The 19,353-nt window shown below is 71.1% G+C and carries 18 protein-coding genes; 9 read left to right on the top strand and 9 right to left on the bottom strand.

Features of this window, described 5'->3' with window-relative positions; all coding sequences use genetic code 11:
- Positions 1 to 127: 127 nt before the first annotated feature.
- Entirely contained in the window at positions 128 to 592 is a 465-nt protein-coding gene (locus tag AC068D_RS04575; protein ID WP_478821471.1) for a hypothetical protein, read from the bottom strand.
- 327 nt (positions 593 to 919) lie between these two features.
- Positions 920 to 1,486, bottom strand: a complete 567-nt coding sequence (locus AC068D_RS04570; RefSeq protein WP_478821470.1) for a nucleoside deaminase — start codon at positions 1,484 to 1,486, stop codon at positions 920 to 922.
- Positions 1,487 to 1,592: 106 nt separating this feature from the next.
- Here AC068D_RS04570 and AC068D_RS04565 point away from each other — a divergent pair, with 106 nt between their 5' ends.
- Positions 1,593 to 2,558 carry an antibiotic biosynthesis monooxygenase gene (locus AC068D_RS04565; RefSeq protein ID WP_478821469.1) on the top strand — a complete coding sequence of 322 codons (966 nt, stop codon included), beginning with the start codon at positions 1,593 to 1,595 and terminating at the stop codon, positions 2,556 to 2,558.
- Between the two features lie 272 nt (positions 2,559 to 2,830).
- The gene (locus AC068D_RS04560) at positions 2,831 to 4,225 is read left to right on the top strand and encodes an FAD-binding oxidoreductase (protein ID WP_478821468.1); all 1,395 of its coding nucleotides are present in this window, start codon (positions 2,831 to 2,833) and stop codon (positions 4,223 to 4,225) included.
- Positions 4,226 to 4,357: 132 nt separating this feature from the next.
- On the opposite strand, the gene AC068D_RS04555 is transcribed toward AC068D_RS04560, so the two are convergent.
- Complete coding sequence (locus AC068D_RS04555) at positions 4,358 to 4,666, bottom strand: MazG-like family protein (RefSeq protein WP_478821467.1); 309 nt, start codon at positions 4,664 to 4,666, stop codon at positions 4,358 to 4,360.
- A 33-nt stretch (positions 4,667 to 4,699) separates the two neighbouring features.
- Between AC068D_RS04555 and AC068D_RS04550 the strand changes: the two genes are divergently transcribed.
- Both AC068D_RS04550 and AC068D_RS04545 read left to right on the top strand, forming a co-directional pair.
- Entirely contained in the window at positions 4,700 to 5,710 is a 1,011-nt protein-coding gene (locus tag AC068D_RS04550; protein WP_478821466.1) for a hypothetical protein, read from the top strand.
- Positions 5,711 to 5,832: 122 nt separating this feature from the next.
- Positions 5,833 to 6,156 carry a nuclear transport factor 2 family protein gene (locus tag AC068D_RS04545; protein ID WP_478821465.1) on the top strand — a complete coding sequence of 108 codons (324 nt, stop codon included), beginning with the start codon at positions 5,833 to 5,835 and terminating at the stop codon, positions 6,154 to 6,156.
- Positions 6,157 to 6,597: 441 nt separating this feature from the next.
- On the opposite strand, the gene AC068D_RS04540 is transcribed toward AC068D_RS04545, so the two are convergent.
- Together AC068D_RS04540 and AC068D_RS04535 are read right to left on the bottom strand one after the other, a co-directional pair.
- Positions 6,598 to 7,473 carry a PhzF family phenazine biosynthesis protein gene (locus tag AC068D_RS04540; protein ID WP_478821464.1) on the bottom strand — a complete coding sequence of 292 codons (876 nt, stop codon included), beginning with the start codon at positions 7,471 to 7,473 and terminating at the stop codon, positions 6,598 to 6,600.
- Between the two features lie 100 nt (positions 7,474 to 7,573).
- Positions 7,574 to 8,341, bottom strand: coding sequence for an SDR family oxidoreductase (locus AC068D_RS04535; RefSeq protein WP_478821463.1), 768 nt, complete (start codon positions 8,339 to 8,341; stop codon positions 7,574 to 7,576).
- A gap of 133 nt (positions 8,342 to 8,474) precedes the next feature.
- Here AC068D_RS04535 and AC068D_RS04530 point away from each other — a divergent pair, with 133 nt between their 5' ends.
- Positions 8,475 to 10,106, top strand: a complete 1,632-nt coding sequence (locus AC068D_RS04530; protein ID WP_478821462.1) for an alkaline phosphatase D family protein — start codon at positions 8,475 to 8,477, stop codon at positions 10,104 to 10,106.
- A 180-nt stretch (positions 10,107 to 10,286) separates the two neighbouring features.
- Complete coding sequence (locus AC068D_RS04525) at positions 10,287 to 11,630, top strand: Bcr/CflA family multidrug efflux MFS transporter (RefSeq protein ID WP_478821461.1); 1,344 nt, start codon at positions 10,287 to 10,289, stop codon at positions 11,628 to 11,630.
- Here AC068D_RS04525 and AC068D_RS04520 read toward each other — a convergent pair.
- The gene (locus tag AC068D_RS04520) at positions 11,612 to 12,931 is read right to left on the bottom strand and encodes a hypothetical protein (RefSeq protein WP_478821460.1); all 1,320 of its coding nucleotides are present in this window, start codon (positions 12,929 to 12,931) and stop codon (positions 11,612 to 11,614) included. The genes AC068D_RS04525 and AC068D_RS04520 overlap by 19 nt on opposite strands.
- 280 nt (positions 12,932 to 13,211) lie before the next feature.
- Between AC068D_RS04520 and AC068D_RS04515 the strand changes: the two genes are divergently transcribed.
- A complete protein-coding gene (locus AC068D_RS04515) occupies positions 13,212 to 14,213 on the top strand; it encodes a small ribosomal subunit Rsm22 family protein (RefSeq protein ID WP_478821459.1) in 1,002 nt (333 codons plus the stop codon).
- Between the two features lie 543 nt (positions 14,214 to 14,756).
- On the opposite strand, the gene ddaH is transcribed toward AC068D_RS04515, so the two are convergent.
- Entirely contained in the window at positions 14,757 to 15,626 is an 870-nt protein-coding gene (ddaH, locus tag AC068D_RS04510; protein WP_478821458.1) for a dimethylargininase, read from the bottom strand.
- A gap of 111 nt (positions 15,627 to 15,737) precedes the next feature.
- Here ddaH and AC068D_RS04505 point away from each other — a divergent pair, with 111 nt between their 5' ends.
- The gene (locus tag AC068D_RS04505) at positions 15,738 to 16,343 is read left to right on the top strand and encodes a TetR/AcrR family transcriptional regulator (RefSeq protein WP_478821457.1); all 606 of its coding nucleotides are present in this window, start codon (positions 15,738 to 15,740) and stop codon (positions 16,341 to 16,343) included.
- 148 nt (positions 16,344 to 16,491) lie between these two features.
- Positions 16,492 to 17,250, top strand: coding sequence for a bifunctional DNA primase/polymerase (locus AC068D_RS04500; RefSeq protein WP_478821456.1), 759 nt, complete (start codon positions 16,492 to 16,494; stop codon positions 17,248 to 17,250).
- A gap of 257 nt (positions 17,251 to 17,507) precedes the next feature.
- Here the strand turns inward: AC068D_RS04500 and AC068D_RS04495 are convergent, their stop codons facing one another.
- Together AC068D_RS04495 and efeU are read right to left on the bottom strand one after the other, a co-directional pair.
- Positions 17,508 to 18,488: an SCO2278 family lipoprotein gene (locus AC068D_RS04495; RefSeq protein ID WP_478822010.1), complete on the bottom strand. Its 981-nt coding sequence runs from the start codon at positions 18,486 to 18,488 to the stop codon at positions 17,508 to 17,510.
- The gene (efeU, locus tag AC068D_RS04490) at positions 18,376 to 19,341 is read right to left on the bottom strand and encodes an iron uptake transporter permease EfeU (RefSeq protein ID WP_478821455.1); all 966 of its coding nucleotides are present in this window, start codon (positions 19,339 to 19,341) and stop codon (positions 18,376 to 18,378) included. Before efeU ends, AC068D_RS04495 begins: the two co-directional genes overlap by 113 nt.
- Positions 19,342 to 19,353 lie beyond the last annotated feature (12 nt).

Raw genomic sequence — 19,353 nt, 5'->3', positions numbered from 1 at the left:
TGAGCAGTCACGGGTCCTCCCTCTGCCTGACGGCATATGCGGTCGTACCCAGTCAATCCATACTAGGCCGGGAAGTCCGCGGCCTGTCGCCCCGGGGCGGTCGGCCCCGGGGCGACAGGTGCCGTTGTCAGAAGACGAACGGCCCCGGGTTCTGCGGGGAGGTCGCATTGCAGGTCGCGGTGATGCCGAAGACCACGACCGTGAGGGACTTCGCCTCGAGGCTGTCACCGGCGGCGACCGTGCCGTCGAGCGGCCCGCTGGAGACCGCGCCGCCCGCCGGGATCGCGGGGTTGGCGCTGCCGGTGAACGATGTCGTGTCGGAGCCGTTCCTGGTCAGGGTGAGGGTGGAGGTGACGGAGTTCGCGGCGAGGGGGAACGGCGAGGTGATGGCCGAGGTGGAGAGGCTGATCGTCGCGGCCGTGCCGTCCTGGGTGGCCGTGAGGGTCGCCTCGCCCGAGCCGAACGAACCGCAGTCGAACGACAACGTTGCCGTCGTCGGATCCACCGCGCTCGCAGCCGGCGCGGCGGCGAGCGTGCCCGCTGCCAGTGCGCCCAGGAGGACCGTGCCGATGCCGAGCTTGCCGTGCTTCATGGGTCCCGCCTTCGTGTGGGGGTCACGGGAAGACGTCGTCGACGGGCGCCGCCGGCTCACGGATTGCCGGGTGGGGGTACTCGGGGGCGTCCGTGTCTCTTCGGGGCCGGACCCCCGTCGGGCCGGAGGGCAGTCGGTGACGTTTGTCATTGGGGCAGGAACACCCCGAGAAAGCAAGGCGGTTCACATGAATCACCGGCAGCGGCGACCAGATCCGGCCGCGGGAACGGGGACTCCGGCTCCCAGGGGCTCGGGGCGCTTGCACGCGAGCGGGCGGGCGGTCGTGGAGCCGACCCGCCCGCCCGCTTCGAAGCAGGCTTCACCGTGTCAGTACGGGTGCCTGTTCCCCTTGTTCGACCATGCCGCGTAGGACGACGCGCCCAGTTCGGGGAGGAACTGTTCGAGCGTGATGCTCCTCTGGTCCGGTGGCTTGGAGAAGTCCTCGTACTGGAAGGCGTCGTCGAAGCCGATCTCCTGGGTGGCCTTCCAGTCGCAGCTGTAGTAGACCGTGTCTATCCGGGACCAGTAGATGGCGCTCATGCACATCGGGCAGGGAGCCCCGCTGGTGTAGATAGAGCACCCCTTCAGCATGCGAGCGCGCTCGGGTACGACGTCGGGGGAGCCCTCGGGCCGTGGCACCAACTCGAGAGTGGACTCGTTCTGGTGCTCCTCCGAGATGCTGGGCGCTTCGGGGTTGATCAGCTGAACGGCCTTGCGGATGGCCTCCACTTCGCCGTGCGCGGTGGGATCGGCCGTGAGAAGGACGCGATTCTGCCCGCGAGCGATGATCTCACCGTCACTGGTGATCACTGCGCCGAACGGTCCGCCCCAGCCCTTCTCCACGGACTCCGTCGCCAGACGGCATGCCTCGGCCATGAACTCGCTGTGTTCCATCTCCGACATCCTCCCGCTCAACGACCGGAACCCTTTCCCCCACGCTTTGCCGCCCCCATTCTTCCCCATTTGTCCGACAACTCCCTTTAGATCTAGACTACTCCGTATGAGCACCCGTGCAATCCGGGATTCCCTTGGCAGTGCCACGGTCGTGACGTCCCAGAGGATCCGCGCGGGACGGGACGACGACTACAAGCGCTGGCAGGAGAAGACCAATCAGGTCGTGCGTGGATTCGACGGTTTTCAGGGCACGGAGCTGTATCCGCCGGCCTCCGAGGGCGACAACGAATGGGTCGTGGTGTTCCGCTTCGCCGGTGTCGCCCAGTTGACCGCTTGGCTGGACTCGAGCGACAGGCGGCGACTCCTCGACGAGGGACGGCCGTTGTTCGACGGAACCCCGACACAGGAGGTCCTCAGCGGTGGGACGCCGGCCGAGGACGTCGTCACGGCGGTCATCTCGCACGACCTCCTGCCGGGCCGGGAGCGGGATTTCATGCGCTGGGAGGACAAGGTCCTGAAAGCGCAGGAGAAGTATCCCGGTTTCATGGGATCGGAAATGTTCAAGCCTGTGGAGGGGGTCCAGGACCACTGGGTGGTCGCCTTCCGCTTCGACACCCGTGAACATCTCGACTCCTGGCTCGAATCCGATACCCGCGAGAAACTTCTGGAGGAGGGCAGCGCCTACTTCCGTTCGTACGAGGTGAGCAAGATCGGGTCGGCATTCAGCGGCTGGTTCCGCTTTGGTGAGGGCGCCGGCGAAGGGATTCCGCCGAACTGGAAACAGGCCATGTCGGTGGTCCTGGCCCTCTATCCCACGGTGATGATCCTGAACCTGACGGTCGGTGACTGGTTCGGCGACCTGGGGATGCCGGGATATGCGGCTCTGTTCATCAGCAACGTGCTGAGTGTCTGCGCCCTGACCTGGCTGCTGATGCCACTGGTGAACCGGATCTTCGCCTTCTGGCTGCTGCCCGGCCGGGCGCGCACCGTCCGTGACCATGCGCTGGGGGCCGTGATCGTGGCCGTGTGCTGTTTGGTGATCATCACCGTGTTCGGCCTGACCACCGGCTAGGGTCTTTCGTTTGGATCGGGCTGGATCGCTGAGCGGGGTCCGGTGCCTGCGATCGCAAGGCGGAGGAGGGAGCCCACGCGGAGCGTGGGCGACGGACGACAACGCGGCGAGCGTGCGTGCCGGGGCACGCGAGCCCGGCAAGATCCGAACGAGAGGCCCTGGGCCCACGGGCCCGTGAGCCTGTGCGGTCCCGGGACGGCCGGAACCTCACCCTCGTTCCACCATCTCAGCTTCGAGCGCGTTCACATCCTGTGCAAGTCCTGGAGGCCGCGATGCGTGAACAGCCGCAGGTCGGGGGGATCGAGAAGGTGCTCGTCCAGCGGGGCGACGCCGCATACGAAGCGGTCCGGGCAGGCATGGTGTGGAACGGGCTCAAACCCGGCCGGTACCCGGAGATGATCGTCCGGGCGGCCTCCGATGGGCATGTCCCGGCAGCCATCCACCTCGCTCGCTCCCGCGGTCTGCGCATCGCCGTTCGGTCGGGCGGCCACAACTGGTTCGGGTCGTGCGTCCGCTCCGACGGGATGCTGCTCGACCTCTCACGGCTCCGGAGCCGTCACATCGACGCCGCTTCCGCGACGGCGACCGTGCAGCCCGCGGTCACCGGCTCGGAACTCGTACCGGAGCTCACCGCGCGAGGGCTCTCCTTCCCTGCGGGCCACTGCCGCTCGGTCGCAGTCGGTGGGTATCTCCTGAGCGGTGGTCTCGGGTGGAACTCCGGCGCCTTGGGGCCGGCCTGCCACAGCGTTCATGAGATCGAAGCGGTGACGGCGGACGGCGAAGTGCTCCGGTGCAGCGAGGACGAGAACCCCGGCCTGTTCTGGGCGGCGCGTGGAGCGGGGCCGGGCTTCTTCGCGGTCGTCACGGGCTTCGGTCTTCGTCTGCACCGGCTTCCCGGAGCGATTCTGTCGACGACGTACGCCTTCCCTCTCGTGGACGTCGAAGAGGTGTCGCACTGGGCCACCGGGACCGCACGCGGGCTCGAGCCGAACGTGGAGCTGACCCTCGTACTCGCCACCGCCGCCCCGTCCATGACGGCCGAAAGGCCGCTGCCGAAGGTGATCATCGTCGGCGCAACCGCCTTCGCGGACTCGGCCGAGCAGGCGCAGCGGATCCTCCGGCCGCTCCACGGCTGTCCCCGTCCCCTCGCCGGCCGAGCCCTCTTCCGGCAGACGGACGAGCCGACGACGTTCGATGCACTCTACGAGGCATCCGCCGGTGTCTGGCCCGCAGATGGCCGCTGTGCGGCCGACACCCTGTGGTCGGACGCCGAGTTCGGAACGCTGCTGTCCAGGCTGGGCCGGGTCTTCGCGCGTGCCCCCTCCGACAAGTCCCTGGTCCTGGCACCGGTCTCGCCCGCGTCGGACAACCCCGGGCTGCTGCGTGACATGGCGTTCTCGGTCCTCGGCGGAAGCTATGTCGTCCCCTACGCCATCTGGGACGACCCCGCGGCGGACGACGTCAACGTCCGCTGGCTGCGCGAGGCCATGAGCGCCGTGGAGCCGCTCGGGACCGGGCACTACATCGCCGAGGCCGACCTCACCGCCGCGCCGACCCGTGCGGAGCGGTCGTTCACGGCGGGCGACTGGCAGCGGCTCGGGGCCCTCAGGGCGCGGTACGACCCCGACGGGGTCTTCCACTCCTATCTGACGCCCGACGACAGCTGACGCCGGAGCGCCCGGCGCCCGAGCACCTGACGCCCGACGACAGCTGACGCCGGAGCGCCCGGCGCCCGAGCACCTGACGCCCGAGCACCTGACGCCCGACCGCCTCCCGAGGGGCCTGAGTCGTCCGGCCGGCTACAACGCCCTTGCGGCCAGGGTGCGCAGATGATCCTCGAGCACCCGAGGAGCACCGGGATTCAGGGTGCGCAGCGCCACCATCGCCGTGACGATCACATCGCACAGCTCGGACTCCACGTCCTGCCAGGTGTGCGTGGTGCCTTTGCGCGGGTTCTGCCCCGTGGCGCCGATGACGGCCTGCGCGACCTCACCGACCTCCTCGGAGAGCTTCAGCACGCGCAGAAGCGTCTCCTGCTCGGGCGGGCGGTCGGCCGCCGCGTCCAGCCAGGCATGGAGGCGGTCGACGGTGTTCCAGATCTCGTTCATCCCGGGAGTCTGCCGCGCCGGTAGGGTGCGCGAATGACATTCGGACGAATGGCGTTCCTGGACGCCGTGGGTGACTTCGAGGGCGCCGTGGGCGCACGGGACGTCGAGGGGTCGGAGCGGGCGTTCGCGCAACTCCACGAGACCTTCGGCAGTGCCGGTGACGCCGAGTTCCGGGAGGCGGGACCACGGCTGTCCGCGCTGCTCGCGGAAGTTCCGCACGGGCCGCGGGCGATCACCGCGGTGATCGCCGGAGCCTGTGTCGAGCGGGGCGCCGATGCCGTTGTGTGCGCCCCCGGAATTCTCGCCGGAGCGCGCGAGGCCTTTGCGGCGGCGGAGAACTTCTGCGCCCGCTGGGCGGAGACCGGGGGCGGGGAGCTGCCCGAATCCGACGAGGAGCTGACGGACGAACTCGTCGAGCGGACCGGGCTCGAGTCCGCCATCGGCTGGTTCACCCTGCCGCAGTGGGAGATGGCGGGCCTCGCCGTGCTCAACGCGAAGGACGTACGCCGCCACTTCGAGGGCAAGGAGGAACTGCTCGCGCTCGTGGACCGGGTCGCCGAGGAGTCCGGCCACGAGTTCAAGTGTCTGGCGTATGCGCTGCGCGTCCTGGACGACGAGCCGTTGGTCGTGCTGCACCGTGCGACCGGTACCGGCTACGCGATGCGCGCGACCGGTATCGGCGACAACTTCCAGCTGCACACCCTTCTCGCGGGTGCGCTCATCGGCGGTGGGCATGTGCCCGGTGACGCACCTTCGGCGGAGGAGATCGCCGTGTGCCGGGACGCAGCGGGACAGGTGCCGACGACCGGTGCGTTCAACCTGGTCGGTGCGGACGGCGGATGGATCTGGAACGAGGGCACCCCGTCCGACATCGAGGCCGTCGACGGTGTCCGGCTCCTCGTCCTCGACCCGCCGCCGTACCAGCGTGGATGGCCTGCCGGGCGATTCTTCCCCGGGATGCACGGGGACCTCGTGCTCGAGAAGGTGCTCGACGCACAGGAGGCGGCTGCCTGGCTCGCGAAGGTGGCGCCCGCCGAGAGCTGACGCGCCACGGGCGGGTCAAGGTCCGCCGGGCGGAGCGTTCCCGGGTGTACGGGTGGACACATATCGGCCCATTCGTGCCGCGCCGGTGTCCGTATCCGTACCGGCGCACCAGAGGAGCAATGATGACCATCCCCGTGGACCGGCTCGACGACCCGGCGGTACGCGCCTTCGTCGAGGCGCTCAACTCCGGTGACCGCGACGCCTTCATGGCCGTGCTGACACCGGACGCGACCATGTCCGACGAGGGCTCGGAACGTGATCTCGCCGAATGGACCGACAAGGAGATCTTCTCCTCGCGCGGGCACATGGAGGTCGAGTCGCAGTCGGACGACGGGCGCTCGCTCGTCGCCCGGTACCGCAACGAGACCTGGGGCGAGATGCGCACGAGCTGGCGGTTCACCGTGGAGAACGGGAAGATCGCGCGCTTCGACACCAGGCAGGCATAGTCCGCCGGGACACGGGAGGTGCCGTGCGGTCCGCGAACCGGGGCGGCGGGCGCGGCCGGGAGGCCGGGCGGCACCCGCCCCCGCGCCGCTCCGTGCGGACCGTGGTCCGTCGGTCCGCGGTCCGCTGTCCGGCGGGTGGACACGTGGCAAGGGAGAAGCGACGTCGTCGCGGCCGGTGGCGCCGGTGTGGTGACCGTCTGGCGCTGGTGTGGTGACCGTCTCCACCGGGCCGCCGTCGGCGTGGACCGCGGTGCGGCCGAGCTGCGGTTGCGCAGACCGTCGTCCCGGCCGCGGACCGCGGACTCCGGACGGCCCGAGGCGTGGCCCCGCGCTGTCTGCACAAGCGGTGAGCTTCGACGGCCATCCCGTCGCCGTGATCCGGCCCCGGCAGCCGGCCCCGCCCGTGGCTCGGGGCCACGGAAGCCGGGGCCGGCCGGCGCGTCAGGCGATGCGTGCTCCGGCACCGCCGACCCGGACGCGGGCGTCGCCCGCGCGCAGGGTCACGGTGAGGCGGCCCGGACGGCCGAGGTCCTCGCCCTGGTGGAGGGTGAGGACGGTGTCCTCGGGGACCAGGCCGAGCTCGCGCGCGTAGGCGCCGAACGCGGCGGCCGCCGCGCCCGTCGCCGGGTCCTCGACCACACCGCCGACGGGGAACGGGTCGCGGACGTGGAACACGGTGGCCGACTCCCGCCACACCAGCTGCACGGTGGTCAGGTCCAGACGGTGCATCAGGGCTTCGAGGCGGGCGAAGTCGTAGGCGAGATCCGCGAGGCGGGCCCGGGACGCCGCTGCGACGACGAGATGGCGGGCGCCGGCGAAGGCGATACGGGGCGGCAGCGCCGGGTCGAGGTCGGAGGCCGGCCAGTCGAGGGCGGCGAGCGCTTCGGCGAGGTCCTCGCCCGCGACGTCCTCGACATGCGGCTCGACGCTGGTCAGCGTAGCCAGCAGCGCACCGTTCTCCTCGGTCACCGACACGGGCACGGTTCCGGCCGGGGTCGCGAACACCAGCTCACCCGGCCCGATGCGCTCGGCGAGGGCGACGGCGGTGGCGACGGTGGCATGCCCGCAGAAGGGCACCTCGGCCTTGGGGCTGAAGTAGCGGATGGTGTAGGCCCGGCCGTCCTCGCCGCCGAGCCCCTCCGGCGGTGCGGTCAGGAAGGCGGACTCCGAGTACCCCAACTCGGCGGCGATCCCCAGCATGTCGCCGTCGTCCAGCCCGGTGGCGTCGAGTACGACACCGGCGGGGTTGCCGCCCTCGGGGTCGCCGGAGAATGCCGTGTAACGGAGAACTTCTGGCCGGCCGTGATTGCTTGTCATGCCTCGGTTAACGCCAGATCCGCCGCACCTGTTCCCGGGCGTCCCGTCCGGCGTGGCACACCCCCCTCCGGACCGGGGAGGTGTCCGCCACGGGGCGGGGTCAGCCCCGGCCGATGTACGGCATCGTCGTCGCCATCACCGTCGCGAACTGCACGTTCGCCTCCAGGGGCAGCTCCGCCATGTGGAGCACGGTCCGCGCCACGTCCGCCGCGTCCATCACAGGCTCCACCGCCAGGTGTCCGTCGGCCTGGAGGGTGCCCGTCCGCATACGGGTCGTCATCTCGGTCTCCGCGTTGCCGATGTCGATCTGGCCGCAGGCGATCCGGTAGGGGCGCCCGTCCAGGGAGAGGGACTTCGTCAGACCGGTCATGGCGTGCTTGGTCGCCGTGTAGGCGACCGACATCGGGCGGGGCACATGGGCCGAGACGGACCCGTTGTTGATGATGCGGCCGCCCTGCGGGTCCTGCTCCTTCATCGTGCGGAAGGCGGCCTGGGCGCACAGGAACGACCCGGTCAGGTTGACGTCCACGACCGACCGCCACGCCTCGTAGGAGAGGTCCTCGACGGGTACGGCCCCCGGGCCGAAGGTGCCCGCGTTGTTGAACAGCAGGTCCACCCGGCCGAAGCGCTCGCGGGCGGCGGCGAAGAGGGAGGTGACGGCATCCGGTGAGGTGACGTCGGTGGGGACGCACAGGGCGTCCGTCCCGCCCGCCCGCGACACGGCGATCGCCGCCGTCTCCTCCAGCGCGTCCGCCCGCCGCCCGGCCAGTGCGACCGACCAGCCCGCGCCCGCCAGGGTCAGCGCAACACTGCGGCCGATTCCCGAACCCGCGCCCGTGACCACGGCACTTCTACGCTCTGGCTCCATGGGCCCGCAGCGTACGGCAGGTACGCCACCGGGGTTCTCATCCTTCCGACACGCGGATGTTGTGCACCCGACAACCCAGGGACTTCGCCCCCGGCTCCAATACGACTGACAACAGCCGTAAGGGGAGGGGCACATGGCACCCGTAAGCCTGTATTCGGCAGAACTCCGTGCGGCAGCCCGTCAGGTGGGCCGCCGCCGTTTCCTCACCGTCGGGGGAGCCGCCGCCGCCCTCGCGTTCGCCTCCGGCCTCCCGGCCACCGGTGCCGCGAGCGCGGCCGAGCTCGACGCCGGCAAGCTCGACCAGGATCCGTTCACCCTCGGCGTCGCGTCCGGGGACCCGATGCCCGGCTCCGCACTGCTGTGGACCCGGCTCGCGCCCCGCCCGTACGAGCCCGGCGGCGGACTGCCCGACGCCCGTGTCCCGGTGAAGTGGGAAGTGGCCCACGACGACCGCTTCGCCCGCATCGCCAGACGTGGACAGGTCACCGCCCACCACGAGTTCGACCACAGCGTCCATGTGGACGTCACCGGCCTCGCCCCGGGACGTGCCTACTACTACCGCTTCCGCGCAGGCAGCTGGATCAGCCCCACCGGCCGCACCCGCACCGCGCCCCTCCCCGGTGCACCGGTCTCCGAGCTGAAGCTCGCCGCCGTCTCCTGCCAGGCCTACCACGACGGCTACTTCACCGCGTACCGGCACCTCGCCGACGAGGACCTCGACGCCGTCCTCCACCTGGGCGACTACCTCTACGAGTACGCGGTCAACGCCGTCGGCGGTGCCCGCAACTACACCGACCGGCGCCTGCCCGCACACTTCAACCGCGAGACCGTCACCCTCGAGGACTACCGGCTGCGCTACGCGCTCTACCGCAGCGACCCCGACCTGGCCGCTGCACATGCGGCGCACCCGTTCGTCGTCACCTGGGACGACCACGAGACCGAGAACAACTACGCCGACGACATCCCCGAGAACGATGTCCCGCCGGAGGAATTCCTGCTCCGCCGCGCCGCCGCGTACCGCGCGTACTGGGAGAACCAGCCGCTGCGCCGGCCCCAGCAGCCCGCGGGCCCGGACATGCGCCTCTACCGCCGCCTCCGCTTCGGCCGGCTCGCCCAGTTCGACGTACTCGACACCCGTCAGTACCGCTCCGACCAGGCCTACGGCGACGGCTGGCAGACGCCGGGACCGGAGTCCGAGGACCCGGCGCGCACCATGACCGGCGAGACGCAGGAGCGCTGGCTGCTCGACGGCTGGCGGACGTCGTACGCCCTCTGGAACGTCGTCCCGCAGCAGGTCACCTTCGCCCGGCGGCGCGACGTCCCGCGCCCCGACTTCAAGCTCTCCATGGACGCCTGGGACGGCTACCCCGCATCCCGCGCGCGGATCCTCGACGGCGCCCGGGCCGCGGGCATTGACAACCTTGTCGTCCTGACCGGCGACGTCCATGTCGGCCATGCCTTCGACCTGAAGCAGGACTTCGACGATCCGGCGTCCCGCACCGTCGGCACCGAATTCGTCGCGACTTCCATCAGCAGCGGCAAGGACGGTGCCGACAAGCCCGCGAACTGGGACAACCTGACCCGGGCCAATCCGCACCTGAAGTTCTGCAACGGCCGCCGCGGCTATGTGACGGTCACGCTCACCACCCGGCAGGCGCGCGCCGACTTCCGGACCGTCTCCGCCGTCACGACCCCGGGCGCGCCCGTCACCACGGCCGCGTCCTTCGTCACCGAGGCGGGCCACCCCGGCCTCGAGCCCGTGTAGCGGCCCTCCGGTACGGCTCCCGGGGGAGGGCGGACGGCGACGCGGTCCCGTACCGTGTCGAGCGTCCGCCCCCCACGGGCAACCGCGTCCTCGGGCTCCCGGGGCGACGGGCGGAAAGGTCTCGACCACCCCGGGCAAGCTGAGAGCATAGGTGAGCGGACCCATGGACAGGAGCTGTTGATGCCGGAGAGCGGTCGGACCACACCAGGACACATATCCACTGCCGACCGGGCCCCGGCCTCCGGCGCATCCGCGCGCCGGGCCGGTCTCCTCGTCACCCTCGTGCTCGGCGGACTGACCGCACTGCCCCCGCTCTCGATGGACATGTACCTCCCGGCGCTCCCCGAGGTCACCGGCTCTCTCCGCGCGCCCGCGGCGACCGTCCAGCTCACACTCACCGCCTGCCTCGCCGGCATGGCCCTCGGCCAGCTCGTCGTCGGACCGATGAGCGACAAGTGGGGACGCCGTCGCCCCCTGCTCGTCGGCATGGTCATGTACGTCGTCGCGACGGCGGTCTGCGCCCTCGCGCCGAGCGCCGAACTGCTCATCGCCTTCCGGCTGCTCCAGGGCCTCGCGGGAGCCGCCGGCATCGTCATCGCCCGCGCGGTCGTCCGTGATCTGTACGACGGCGAGGAAATGGCCCGGTTCTTCTCCACGCTGATGCTCATCTCCGGGGCCGCCCCGATCATCGCGCCGCTGATCGGCGGCCAGATCCTCCGCGTGACGGAATGGCGCGGTGTCTTCCATGTCCTGACGGGGGTCGGTCTGCTGCTCACTCTCGTCGTGTGGAAGTGGCTGCGCGAGACCCTGCCGGAGGAGCGGCGGCACAACGGAGGCGTCGGCGAGGCACTGCGCACCATGCGAGGGCTGCTCGGCGACCGGGTCTTCACCGGCTACATGCTGGCCGGCTCACTCGCCTTCGCCGCGCTGTTCGCGTACATCTCGGCCTCTCCCTTCGTCGTCCAGGAGATCTACGGCGCCTCCCCGCAGACCTTCAGCCTGCTCTTCGGGCTCAACTCGGTCGGCCTGGTCGCGGTCGGCCAGATCAACGGCAAGGTGCTGGTGGGCCGGGTCAGCCTGGACAAGGTGCTCGGCTTCGGCCTGTGCGTGATCGCCCTCGCCGCCCTGGCCCTGCTCCTGATGACATCGGGAGTCTTCGGACACCTCGGGCTCGCGCCGGTCGCCGCAGGTCTCTTCGTGCTGATGTCGGCCATGGGCCTGGCCATGCCCAACACCAACGCCCAGGCGCTGATGCGCACTCCGCACGCCGCGGGTTCGGCGTCCGCCCTGCTGGGCACCTCCGCATTTCTGATCGGTGCCGTCGCCTCCCCCCTCGTCGGGATCGCGGGGGAGACGACTGCGGTGCCGATGGCCGTGGTCCAGCTGGTGTGCGGGCTGGGCGCGCTGGCCTGCTTCGTGGGCCTGTGCCGGCCGTGGCGCGCCGCCGTGGGCACCGACGACCCCGCCCACGGTCCCGATGCCGGACCGTCCGCCGGCCCCGCCGCTCAGTCCGTGCGCGCGTAGCCGATCAGATGCAGCCGGTCCTTCGTGTCCATCCAGCGGAACAGCCCTGCTCCTGAGACCTCGGTACCCGGCAGCCGGGTGTTGAGGGGGAGCTCATCGGGCCGGCCGGTCGACAGATCGACCTCGTGGGGCACACCGCCTCCGGCCAGGGCCTCCGCAGCGCTGCGGGTGTTCGCCGCCCCGTAGGCCAGGCCCTCGTCGGTCACCGTCGTCAGCGTGAGGGGGTGCGTGCCGTCCGCCTCCTCGAAGCAGCGCCCTGCCCGTTCCTTCAGATCGAAGGCGAGATTCCCGGCGACCAGGTACCGGCCCTCCGAGGAGACGACGGCCTGCGGATAGTCGCCGGGTTCGATCGCCGGCTTGTGGCACTCGGCCGAGACCAGTGCCTTTCCGGTGGTCACGTCGTGCACCGCCCAGATGTCGTGAGTGGCGGCCCGCTTGGTCTTCTTCGCCTTCTGCCAGCGGACGAGCACCTGGCCCGGGGTGACGGACGTCGGTACGCCGTGGGCGCGGTCGGCCCCGGCCGGGGCGACGTTCCGGCTGAACCAGCCGCCGCGCACCCAGAACTCCCGGGCCCCGCTGATCAGCAGGCCCTTCGGGGTGAGCCCGCGCACCTCGGTCAGCACACGACAGGTCCCGCAGCCCTTGGGATGGCGCAGATCCTTCGCCTCGACCACGGTCACCTTGCCGCTCACCGGGTCGACGACAGCGCTGCGCGCCCCGCCGGTGCCGATGAGGATGCCCGGGCCGGTGCCGGAGACTGCCGGGGCGGTGGGCCAGGGCACCTCGACGCGCCGTCGCGCGCCGTCGAGAGCGTCGTAGATGTCGAGCGAGACGAAGGTGCCGGAGGGGGTGGCCTGCCAGGCCTTCCCGAACGACCAGGTCACGAAGAACTGCCGCTCGTCCTTGGTGACGGAGAGCAGCCGGGGGAAGTTGTCGGGGCCGGCCAGCGCCGACCAGGGACGGCCCGACCAGCCCGCCTTTCCGGTCGCGGCGTCGAGGGTCCGCAGCTGGAAGCGGTCGTCCCCTGCCCGCACCAGATAGGCGATCCGACCGGTCTCACCGGCCACGGCGACGTCGGGCGAGGCGTCCGGGAGCTCCCAGCCCTTGGCGGTGTCGTAGACGTCGGGGACGGTGAGCCTGGTGGCCGGTCCTGCGCCGTGTGCCGGGGCCTTCGGTCTGCCGCCCTTGCCGCCGTCGACCTCGGCGCCCTTGCCTCCGCCGCCGAGGGTGGCCAGCAGGAGCAGCACCGCCAGTACGGCCACTCCGGCCGCCAGGGCCAGGCGCACGACCTTCTGTCCCATGGTCCCCCCGATGAGCCCGCCCTAGTGCTGTGACCGGATAGGTTCACCGGCTCGCGACGCCCTGCACGGTACCTCGCTGCGTTGTCGAATCACCCGAGTACATCCAGTACGAGGGCGATACTCCGCCTTGCGATGCACCGCACCGGACGCCGCGAGCTTCCCGGCAAACCTATCCGGTCACAGCACTAGGTCAACGGGCCTCAGACTAGCAACTGGTGCCAGGGGCAAAGTGGTTCGACCGCCCCACGTCCGACGGCGGTGCACGGACTAGAATTCGCCGGTGAACGCCACTCCTCCCACCCCTCCCTCCGTCACGCTGCCGGCCGCTCTCGCGGGTCTGCTCGACGGTCTGCCGCAAGGCCGTGTCGCCCAGGCGGTGGACCGGCTCATCGCCAGCTACAGGGGGGTCACGCCCACGGATGCCCCGGTGCTGCGGGACCGGGCGGACGTCGCCGCGTACGCCGCGTACCGGATGCCCGCGACCTTCGAAGCGGTGCGGTCCGCTCTCGCCGCGTTCCGGGCGGCGGCACCCGGGTGGGTTCCCGTCACGCACACCGACATCGGCGGCGGTACGGGCGCGGCGAGCTGGGCCGTCGCCGACGCCTGGCCCGAGGGTGCCCACCGCACCACCGTGCTGGACTGGGCCGAACCCGCCCTCGCGCTGGGGCGCGAACTGGCGGCGGCCTCGGACTCGCCCGCGCTGCGGGGTGCGCAGTGGCGGCGGGTCAGGATCGGCGCAGCGATGAAGCTGGAACCGGCGGATCTGATCACGGTCTCGTACGTCCTGAAGGAGCTCACGGACGCGGACCGTGCCGAGGTCGTCGAGCAGGCCGCTGCGGCGGGGCAGGCGGTCCTGATCGTCGAGCCGGGCACCCCCGACGGCTACGGCCGCATCATCGAGGCCCGCGACCGTCTCCTCGCGGCGGGGCTGAGCGTGGCCGCGCCGTGTCCGCACAGCGCGGCCTGCCCGATCGTTCCCGGCACGGACTGGTGCCACTTCGCGGCCCGGGTCAGCCGTTCGTCACTGCACCGCCAGGTGAAGGGCGGGTCGCTGGCCTACGAGGACGAGAAGTTCAGCTACGTCGCCGCCGGCCGCTTCCCGGTCGGCCCGGCCCCTTCCCGGGTGGTCCGCAAACCCCAGATCCGCAAGGGCCAGGTCCTCCTGGACCTCTGCTCCCGGGACGAGTCCCTCCACCGCACCACCGTCACCAAACGCCACGGGGACCTGTATCGCGCGGCGCGCGACACGGGATGGGGTGCGCAGTGGCCCCCCGAGGACTGACCCCCCTCGGAGCGCTCCCGGAGTCCCCTCGGAGTCCCGGCCCCTGCGCCTGGTGAAGGCGCGCGCTCGGGCAGGCCGTGCCTGGTGCCTGGTGCCTGGTGCCGGGTGCCACGGCACCAGCGCCGGCCGGCCGGGACGGCCGCCGTACGGACGGGGGCGCGGGCAGGCCGCGGACGGGCCCGGGGCCGACGCCCGGCCGGCGCGTCGATGCGGGGCGCGGTTGTGCAGCCGGTGCGGTGACCGGAAAGGTCTGCCGGGAAGGCTCGCGGCGTCCGGCGACCCCACGGTCTCCCCGGGCCCGCCAGGGGGAGGGGAAGCACCGCAAGGCGGTGGGAGGCACTCACCTTGGCTCCGCAGAGCCGCACCCGGCCGGGGGCCGGGTGAGCCGTGCAGGGCGTCGCGAGCCGGTGGGCCTCCCGGACACCCCACCGGTCCGGCGCGACGACGGGTGCACCGGACTTCGGGGACGGTGGGCCGCAATCCTGCAGCAGCCCACCTCCCGGGCAGTGGGCCAGGAGTACCCCGCACTCCTGGCCCCGTGTGTCAGGAGCGGAGCTCCTGCGTGCAGCACTTCACGCTGCCTCCGCCCTTCAGCAGTTCCCCGAGGTCCACCGCCACCGGCTCGAAGCCCCTGGCCCGCAGCGGCCCGAAGAGTCCCACCGCCGCCTGCGGCAGCAGCACATGACGGCCGTCGCTCACCGCGTTGAGTCCCAGTGCCGCCGCATCCGCCTCGCGGGCGATGAGCGCGTCAGGGAAGAGCCGGGCGAGGACCGCCCGGCTGCCCGGTGAGAAGGCACCGGGGTAGTACATGATCTCGTCCGTCTCGTCGTCGAGTACGGACAGCGCCGTGTCGAGGTGGTAGTAGCGCGGGTCCACCAGTTCCAGGCCGATCACCGGGCGGCCGAAGAACTCCTGCGCCTCGTCGTGCGAGAGCGGGCTCGACCGGAATCCCCGCCCCGCCAGCACATAGGTCGAGGTCACCGCGAAGTCGCCCTCGCCCTCGTTGATGTGCGACGGCTCATGGATCTCCGTGAAGCCGTGTGTGCGGAACCATTCCAGGTGCGCCTCGGCCTCGGCCTCCCGTTCACGGTGGGCGAAGCGGGCGCCGAGCACCCGCCCGTCCACCACGGTCGCGCCGTTCGCGGCGAAGACCATGTCCGGAAGGTCGGGTCGCGGGTCCAGCAGTTCCACCGTGTGGCCGAGTGCACGGTAGCGGTCGCGCAGGGTCTCCCACTGGGCGAGCGCCAGCGGCAGATCCACGGGTTTGCCGGGGTCCATCCATGGGTTGATGGAGTACGTCACCTCGAAGTGCGTGGGTGCGCACATCAGGTAGCGGCGGGGTCTAGCGTCACGAGGCAATGCGGGCTCCTCACGAACGGCAGAGCAGCGACGCACGGTTGTGCGTGCAGCCATGGTGCGCTGTACGGAGCCGGTCGCGCAGTGATCCGAACGGGTGGTTCATCACATCTTTGCTTCACCTGGCCAAGACGATACGTATCGTCGCGCCGCTGGTAGATTGAATCCATGGCCGAGACCAGGACACCCGACCCCTCCCGCCGCAGTGAACGCTCCCGCCGCGCCATCTTCGACGCAGCCCTCTCCCTCGTCGGCGAGATCGGCTACACCAGGACGACCATCGAGGGCATCGCCGCCCGCGCCGGTGTCGGCAAGCAGACCATCTACCGCTGGTGGCCGTCCAAGGCGGCGGTCCTCCTCGAGGCCTTCCTCGATCTCGGCGAGCAGGCCGCCCAGGGCGAGACGGAGATCCCCGACACCGGCGATCTGGAAGCCGATCTCAAGGGCGTGCTCCGCGCCACCGTGGACGAGCTGAACTCGCCCCACTACGACGCCCCCGCCCGTGCCCTCACCGCCGAAGGCATCGTCGACCCCGAGCTCGGCGCCGCGTTCGTCGAGAAGCTGCTCGAACCGCAGCTCCAGCTGTACGTACGCAGGCTGGGCGCCGCCCAGGACGCCGGCCGTGTGCGCGCCGACGTCGATCTCCGGACCGCCCTCGAACTCTTCACCGGCCCGCTCACCCACCGCTGGCTGCTGCGCACGCTCCCGCTCACCCACGAGTACGCGGACAAGGTCGTCGAGTACGCCCTCCACGGCCTCGCCCCGCGCCGCTGAAGGCTTCGGTCCGCCGCTCGGGCCGCCCGGCGTCCCGTGCCCGACCGAGGGCGTTGCCACTCGATCGGGGGGTGCGGCCACCCGGCGCGCCCGATGGTGGGACGATGGCAGGGACCGCCGGGGGCGAATCAGGGGTGTGAGGGGATAGATGGGCGACGGTATCGGCCGCTACCGCGGCACGGCGAACAGGATGTCCTGGGAGAACCGGCTGCCGCAGTGGCTGCGCAGGCGTCCGCGTGAGGACGCCGCCGCCGACGGTGCCGACCGCCAGGCCCTGCTGCTGGCCACCGCCGCCGCCGGCCTGCCGCTCGCACCTGCCGCGCACCCGGTCGGCTTCAGCTGTTCGTGCGAGCGCATCGGCTGTCCCACCCCTGCCCGGCACCCCGTCTCCTTCGCCTGGCAGACCCAGTCCACGAACGACCACGACACGGTCGAGCGCTGGGCGGGCGACCAGCCCGAAGCGAACTTCATCACGGCCACCGGAATGGTCCACGACGTCCTCGACGTACCGCTGGAAGCGGGCCGTGCCGCCCTGGAGCGGCTGCTCGCGGAGGGTGTCGACGTCGGCCCCGTCGCCGAGTCCGGCGAGGAACGGATGCTCTTCTTCACCGCCACCCGTGGCACGCCCGAGGACGAGGACGAGTGGTGGCCCTGTGCGCTGGACTGTCATCCCGAGACGATGGACGAGCACCCGGGGCTGCGCTGGCACAGCCGGGGCAGCTATGTACTCGTGCCACCCGCACGGCTCCCGGACGACCTGACCGTCGACTGGGTCCGTGGACCCGAGCATCCTCTGCCGGATCCGCTGACCCTGCTCGAGGCGCTCGCCGACGCCTGCGCGAAGCACGCGGATGCGATGGGCGACGGACACGACCGCCACTCGGTGGCATGGCCGCTGCACCGCTGACGTAGTGCGCCGTCCGCCATGGCGGACGTCCTGGAACGGCGGACGGGCTGTGTGGTGCCGTTCCCTGTCGGGTGGCCCCGTGTGCCCGTCCTCGAGTGCCGGACGGGCTGTGTGGTGCCGTTCCCTGTCGGGTGGCCCCGTGTGCCCGTCCTCGAGTGCCGGACGGGCTGTGGTGGTGCGGGTCGCACGCGCGGTTGTCCTCAGGTGCGCCGGATAGGCTGCCGCGCAGCCGGCCCCCCGGCTGTGGCGGTGCGGGGCTACGAACCCTCCGCCGACGTCACACCCTGCAGCCGTCCCAGGACAGTCACCGCCGGCCCCGATCCGCCGCGTGGTGCCACCTGCACCGCCTGGCTCGTGATCCACTCCTTCGTCAGCGTGTTCTTCACCTGCCCGTCCATCAGTGCCCGGACGTCATTGCTGACCTTCGGCCGGTAGCCCCGCGCCGCCGTCTGCCGGTCGAAGTAGCGCATCGTGAAGAACACCAGCGCCCCGCCGTCCTGAGTGACCAGCCCGAGCGGCGCGAAGTCCCCGGTGTCCAGCGGCTGGTCGACGAACTGGGTGGAAAGGCCCGGCCGCCGCTCGATCTGCTTGCGTTCCGCCCGCCACCCGCTCGTCTCGGGACCATCGGCGAAGTGCGCCGGCTTGCCGGTCTGCAGGTACGAGGCGTACTCCTCGCTCAGATCGCGCGGTGCGACGGCGGTCGTCGCCGAGTCCGCCTCCGCCGGCTCCGCCCAGCCGTCCTTGTCCGTACGGAACGCGGGCACCTCGCCCTTGGACAGGATGGCCAGATATGCGGCCTCCCACAGCTGGTCGTTGCCGTTCCTGACGAACACCACCAGCCAGCGGGAGTCCTGCGGACCGGTGTCGACATCACGGTTGCTGTCGGTGTCCGCCAGGAACCAGCGCGGCCAGCCCGCCTTCTTCGGCAGGTAGAACTTCGCGTCGGTCAGCTCGAGCGGCCGGTGCTGCGGATTGCCGCCCGGGCTCGTGACGCTGCGTGCCTTCAGGCCCGCCTGGTTGATCGCACCGAGTGCGCCCGTGACCCGGCCGGCGTCGAGGGCCGGGTCGTAGGCCTTGTCGGCCCTGTTGTACGCGTCGGTGAAGTCCTTCAGGGCCTGTGCGGCCTCACTCTTCGTCGCTGCCGGTACGACTTCCAGCTCGCCGTGAACCGTCACGCACCCACTTGCCGTCAGCGACAGCACCGTCACCGCGGCGAGCCCCGTCGCCGCCCGACCCAGCCTGCTCATCGGTTGCCTTCTGCTCCTCGACCCCCACTGACCGTCCGAACCCTACCGGGGCGAGGAAGAGTGCAAGTGCCGGGATCAGATACAGCGCCCACACCGTGACCTGGAGGACGGTCGGGTCGGGCTGGAAATTGAACACACCCTTCAGCACCGTTCCGTACCAACTGTCCGGCGGAATGGCGGTGGTGACGTCGAACGCCTTGTTCCCGAGCCCGCCCAGGAACCGGGCCTCCTGCAGATCGTGGACGCCGTACGCGAGCACACCGGCGGCCACCACGACCAGCATTCCGCCGGTCCAGGTGAAGAACTTCGCGAGATTGATCCTCAGGGCGCCCCGGTAGAACAGCCAGCCGAGCACGATCGCCGTCGCGATACCGAGCAGCACTCCGGTGAGCGGCGCCGACGAGGCGCTCTCACCGGTCGTCGCACGCACCGAGGCCCACACGAACAGGGCTGTCTCCAGACCTTCCCGGCCCACGGCGAGGAACGCCGTCGCGACCAGCGCCGCCGTCCCCATCTGCAGTGCAGCGTCCAGCCTGCCGTGGAGTTCGGCCTTCAGGTGCCGCGCGGTGCGCCGCATCCAGAAGACCATCCAGGTGACCAGGCCGACGGCGACGATCGAGAGCGAGCCGCCGAGCAGCTCCTGCGCCTCGAAGGTCAGCTCCTGGGAGCCGAATTCGAGCGCCGCGCCGAATGCGAGCGACACCCCGCAGGCCACCCCGATACCGGTCCAGACCGGTTTCAGGGCGTCCCTGCGGTCCGTCTTCACGAGGTACGCGACGAGGATGCAGACGACCAGGCTGGCCTCGAGGCCCTCGCGCAGGCCGATCAGATAGTTGCCGAACACGTCCGTCTCCCT

The organism is Streptomyces sp. NPDC043861 (assembly GCF_056435905.1).
This window is presented reverse-complemented; position numbering and strand designations above follow the sequence as displayed.

What these genes read in the sequence shown, in the direction of transcription:
- AC068D_RS04575 (WP_478821471.1), bottom strand. Translation starts at nt 592, where the DNA reads ATGAAGCACGGCAAGCTCGGCATCGGCACGGTCCTCCTGGGCGCACTG.
- AC068D_RS04570 (WP_478821470.1), bottom strand. Translation starts at nt 1,486, where the DNA reads ATGGAACACAGCGAGTTCATGGCCGAGGCATGCCGTCTGGCGACGGAG.
- AC068D_RS04565 (WP_478821469.1), top strand. Translation starts at nt 1,593, where the DNA reads ATGAGCACCCGTGCAATCCGGGATTCCCTTGGCAGTGCCACGGTCGTG.
- AC068D_RS04560 (WP_478821468.1), top strand. Translation starts at nt 2,831, where the DNA reads ATGCGTGAACAGCCGCAGGTCGGGGGGATCGAGAAGGTGCTCGTCCAG.
- AC068D_RS04555 (WP_478821467.1), bottom strand. Translation starts at nt 4,666, where the DNA reads ATGAACGAGATCTGGAACACCGTCGACCGCCTCCATGCCTGGCTGGAC.
- AC068D_RS04550 (WP_478821466.1), top strand. Translation starts at nt 4,700, where the DNA reads ATGACATTCGGACGAATGGCGTTCCTGGACGCCGTGGGTGACTTCGAG.
- AC068D_RS04545 (WP_478821465.1), top strand. Translation starts at nt 5,833, where the DNA reads ATGACCATCCCCGTGGACCGGCTCGACGACCCGGCGGTACGCGCCTTC.
- AC068D_RS04540 (WP_478821464.1), bottom strand. Translation starts at nt 7,473, where the DNA reads ATGACAAGCAATCACGGCCGGCCAGAAGTTCTCCGTTACACGGCATTC.
- AC068D_RS04535 (WP_478821463.1), bottom strand. Translation starts at nt 8,341, where the DNA reads ATGGAGCCAGAGCGTAGAAGTGCCGTGGTCACGGGCGCGGGTTCGGGA.
- AC068D_RS04530 (WP_478821462.1), top strand. Translation starts at nt 8,475, where the DNA reads ATGGCACCCGTAAGCCTGTATTCGGCAGAACTCCGTGCGGCAGCCCGT.
- AC068D_RS04525 (WP_478821461.1), top strand. Translation starts at nt 10,287, where the DNA reads ATGCCGGAGAGCGGTCGGACCACACCAGGACACATATCCACTGCCGAC.
- AC068D_RS04520 (WP_478821460.1), bottom strand. Translation starts at nt 12,931, where the DNA reads ATGGGACAGAAGGTCGTGCGCCTGGCCCTGGCGGCCGGAGTGGCCGTA.
- ddaH (WP_478821458.1), bottom strand. Translation starts at nt 15,626, where the DNA reads ATGGCTGCACGCACAACCGTGCGTCGCTGCTCTGCCGTTCGTGAGGAG.
- AC068D_RS04505 (WP_478821457.1), top strand. Translation starts at nt 15,738, where the DNA reads ATGGCCGAGACCAGGACACCCGACCCCTCCCGCCGCAGTGAACGCTCC.
- AC068D_RS04500 (WP_478821456.1), top strand. Translation starts at nt 16,492, where the DNA reads ATGGGCGACGGTATCGGCCGCTACCGCGGCACGGCGAACAGGATGTCC.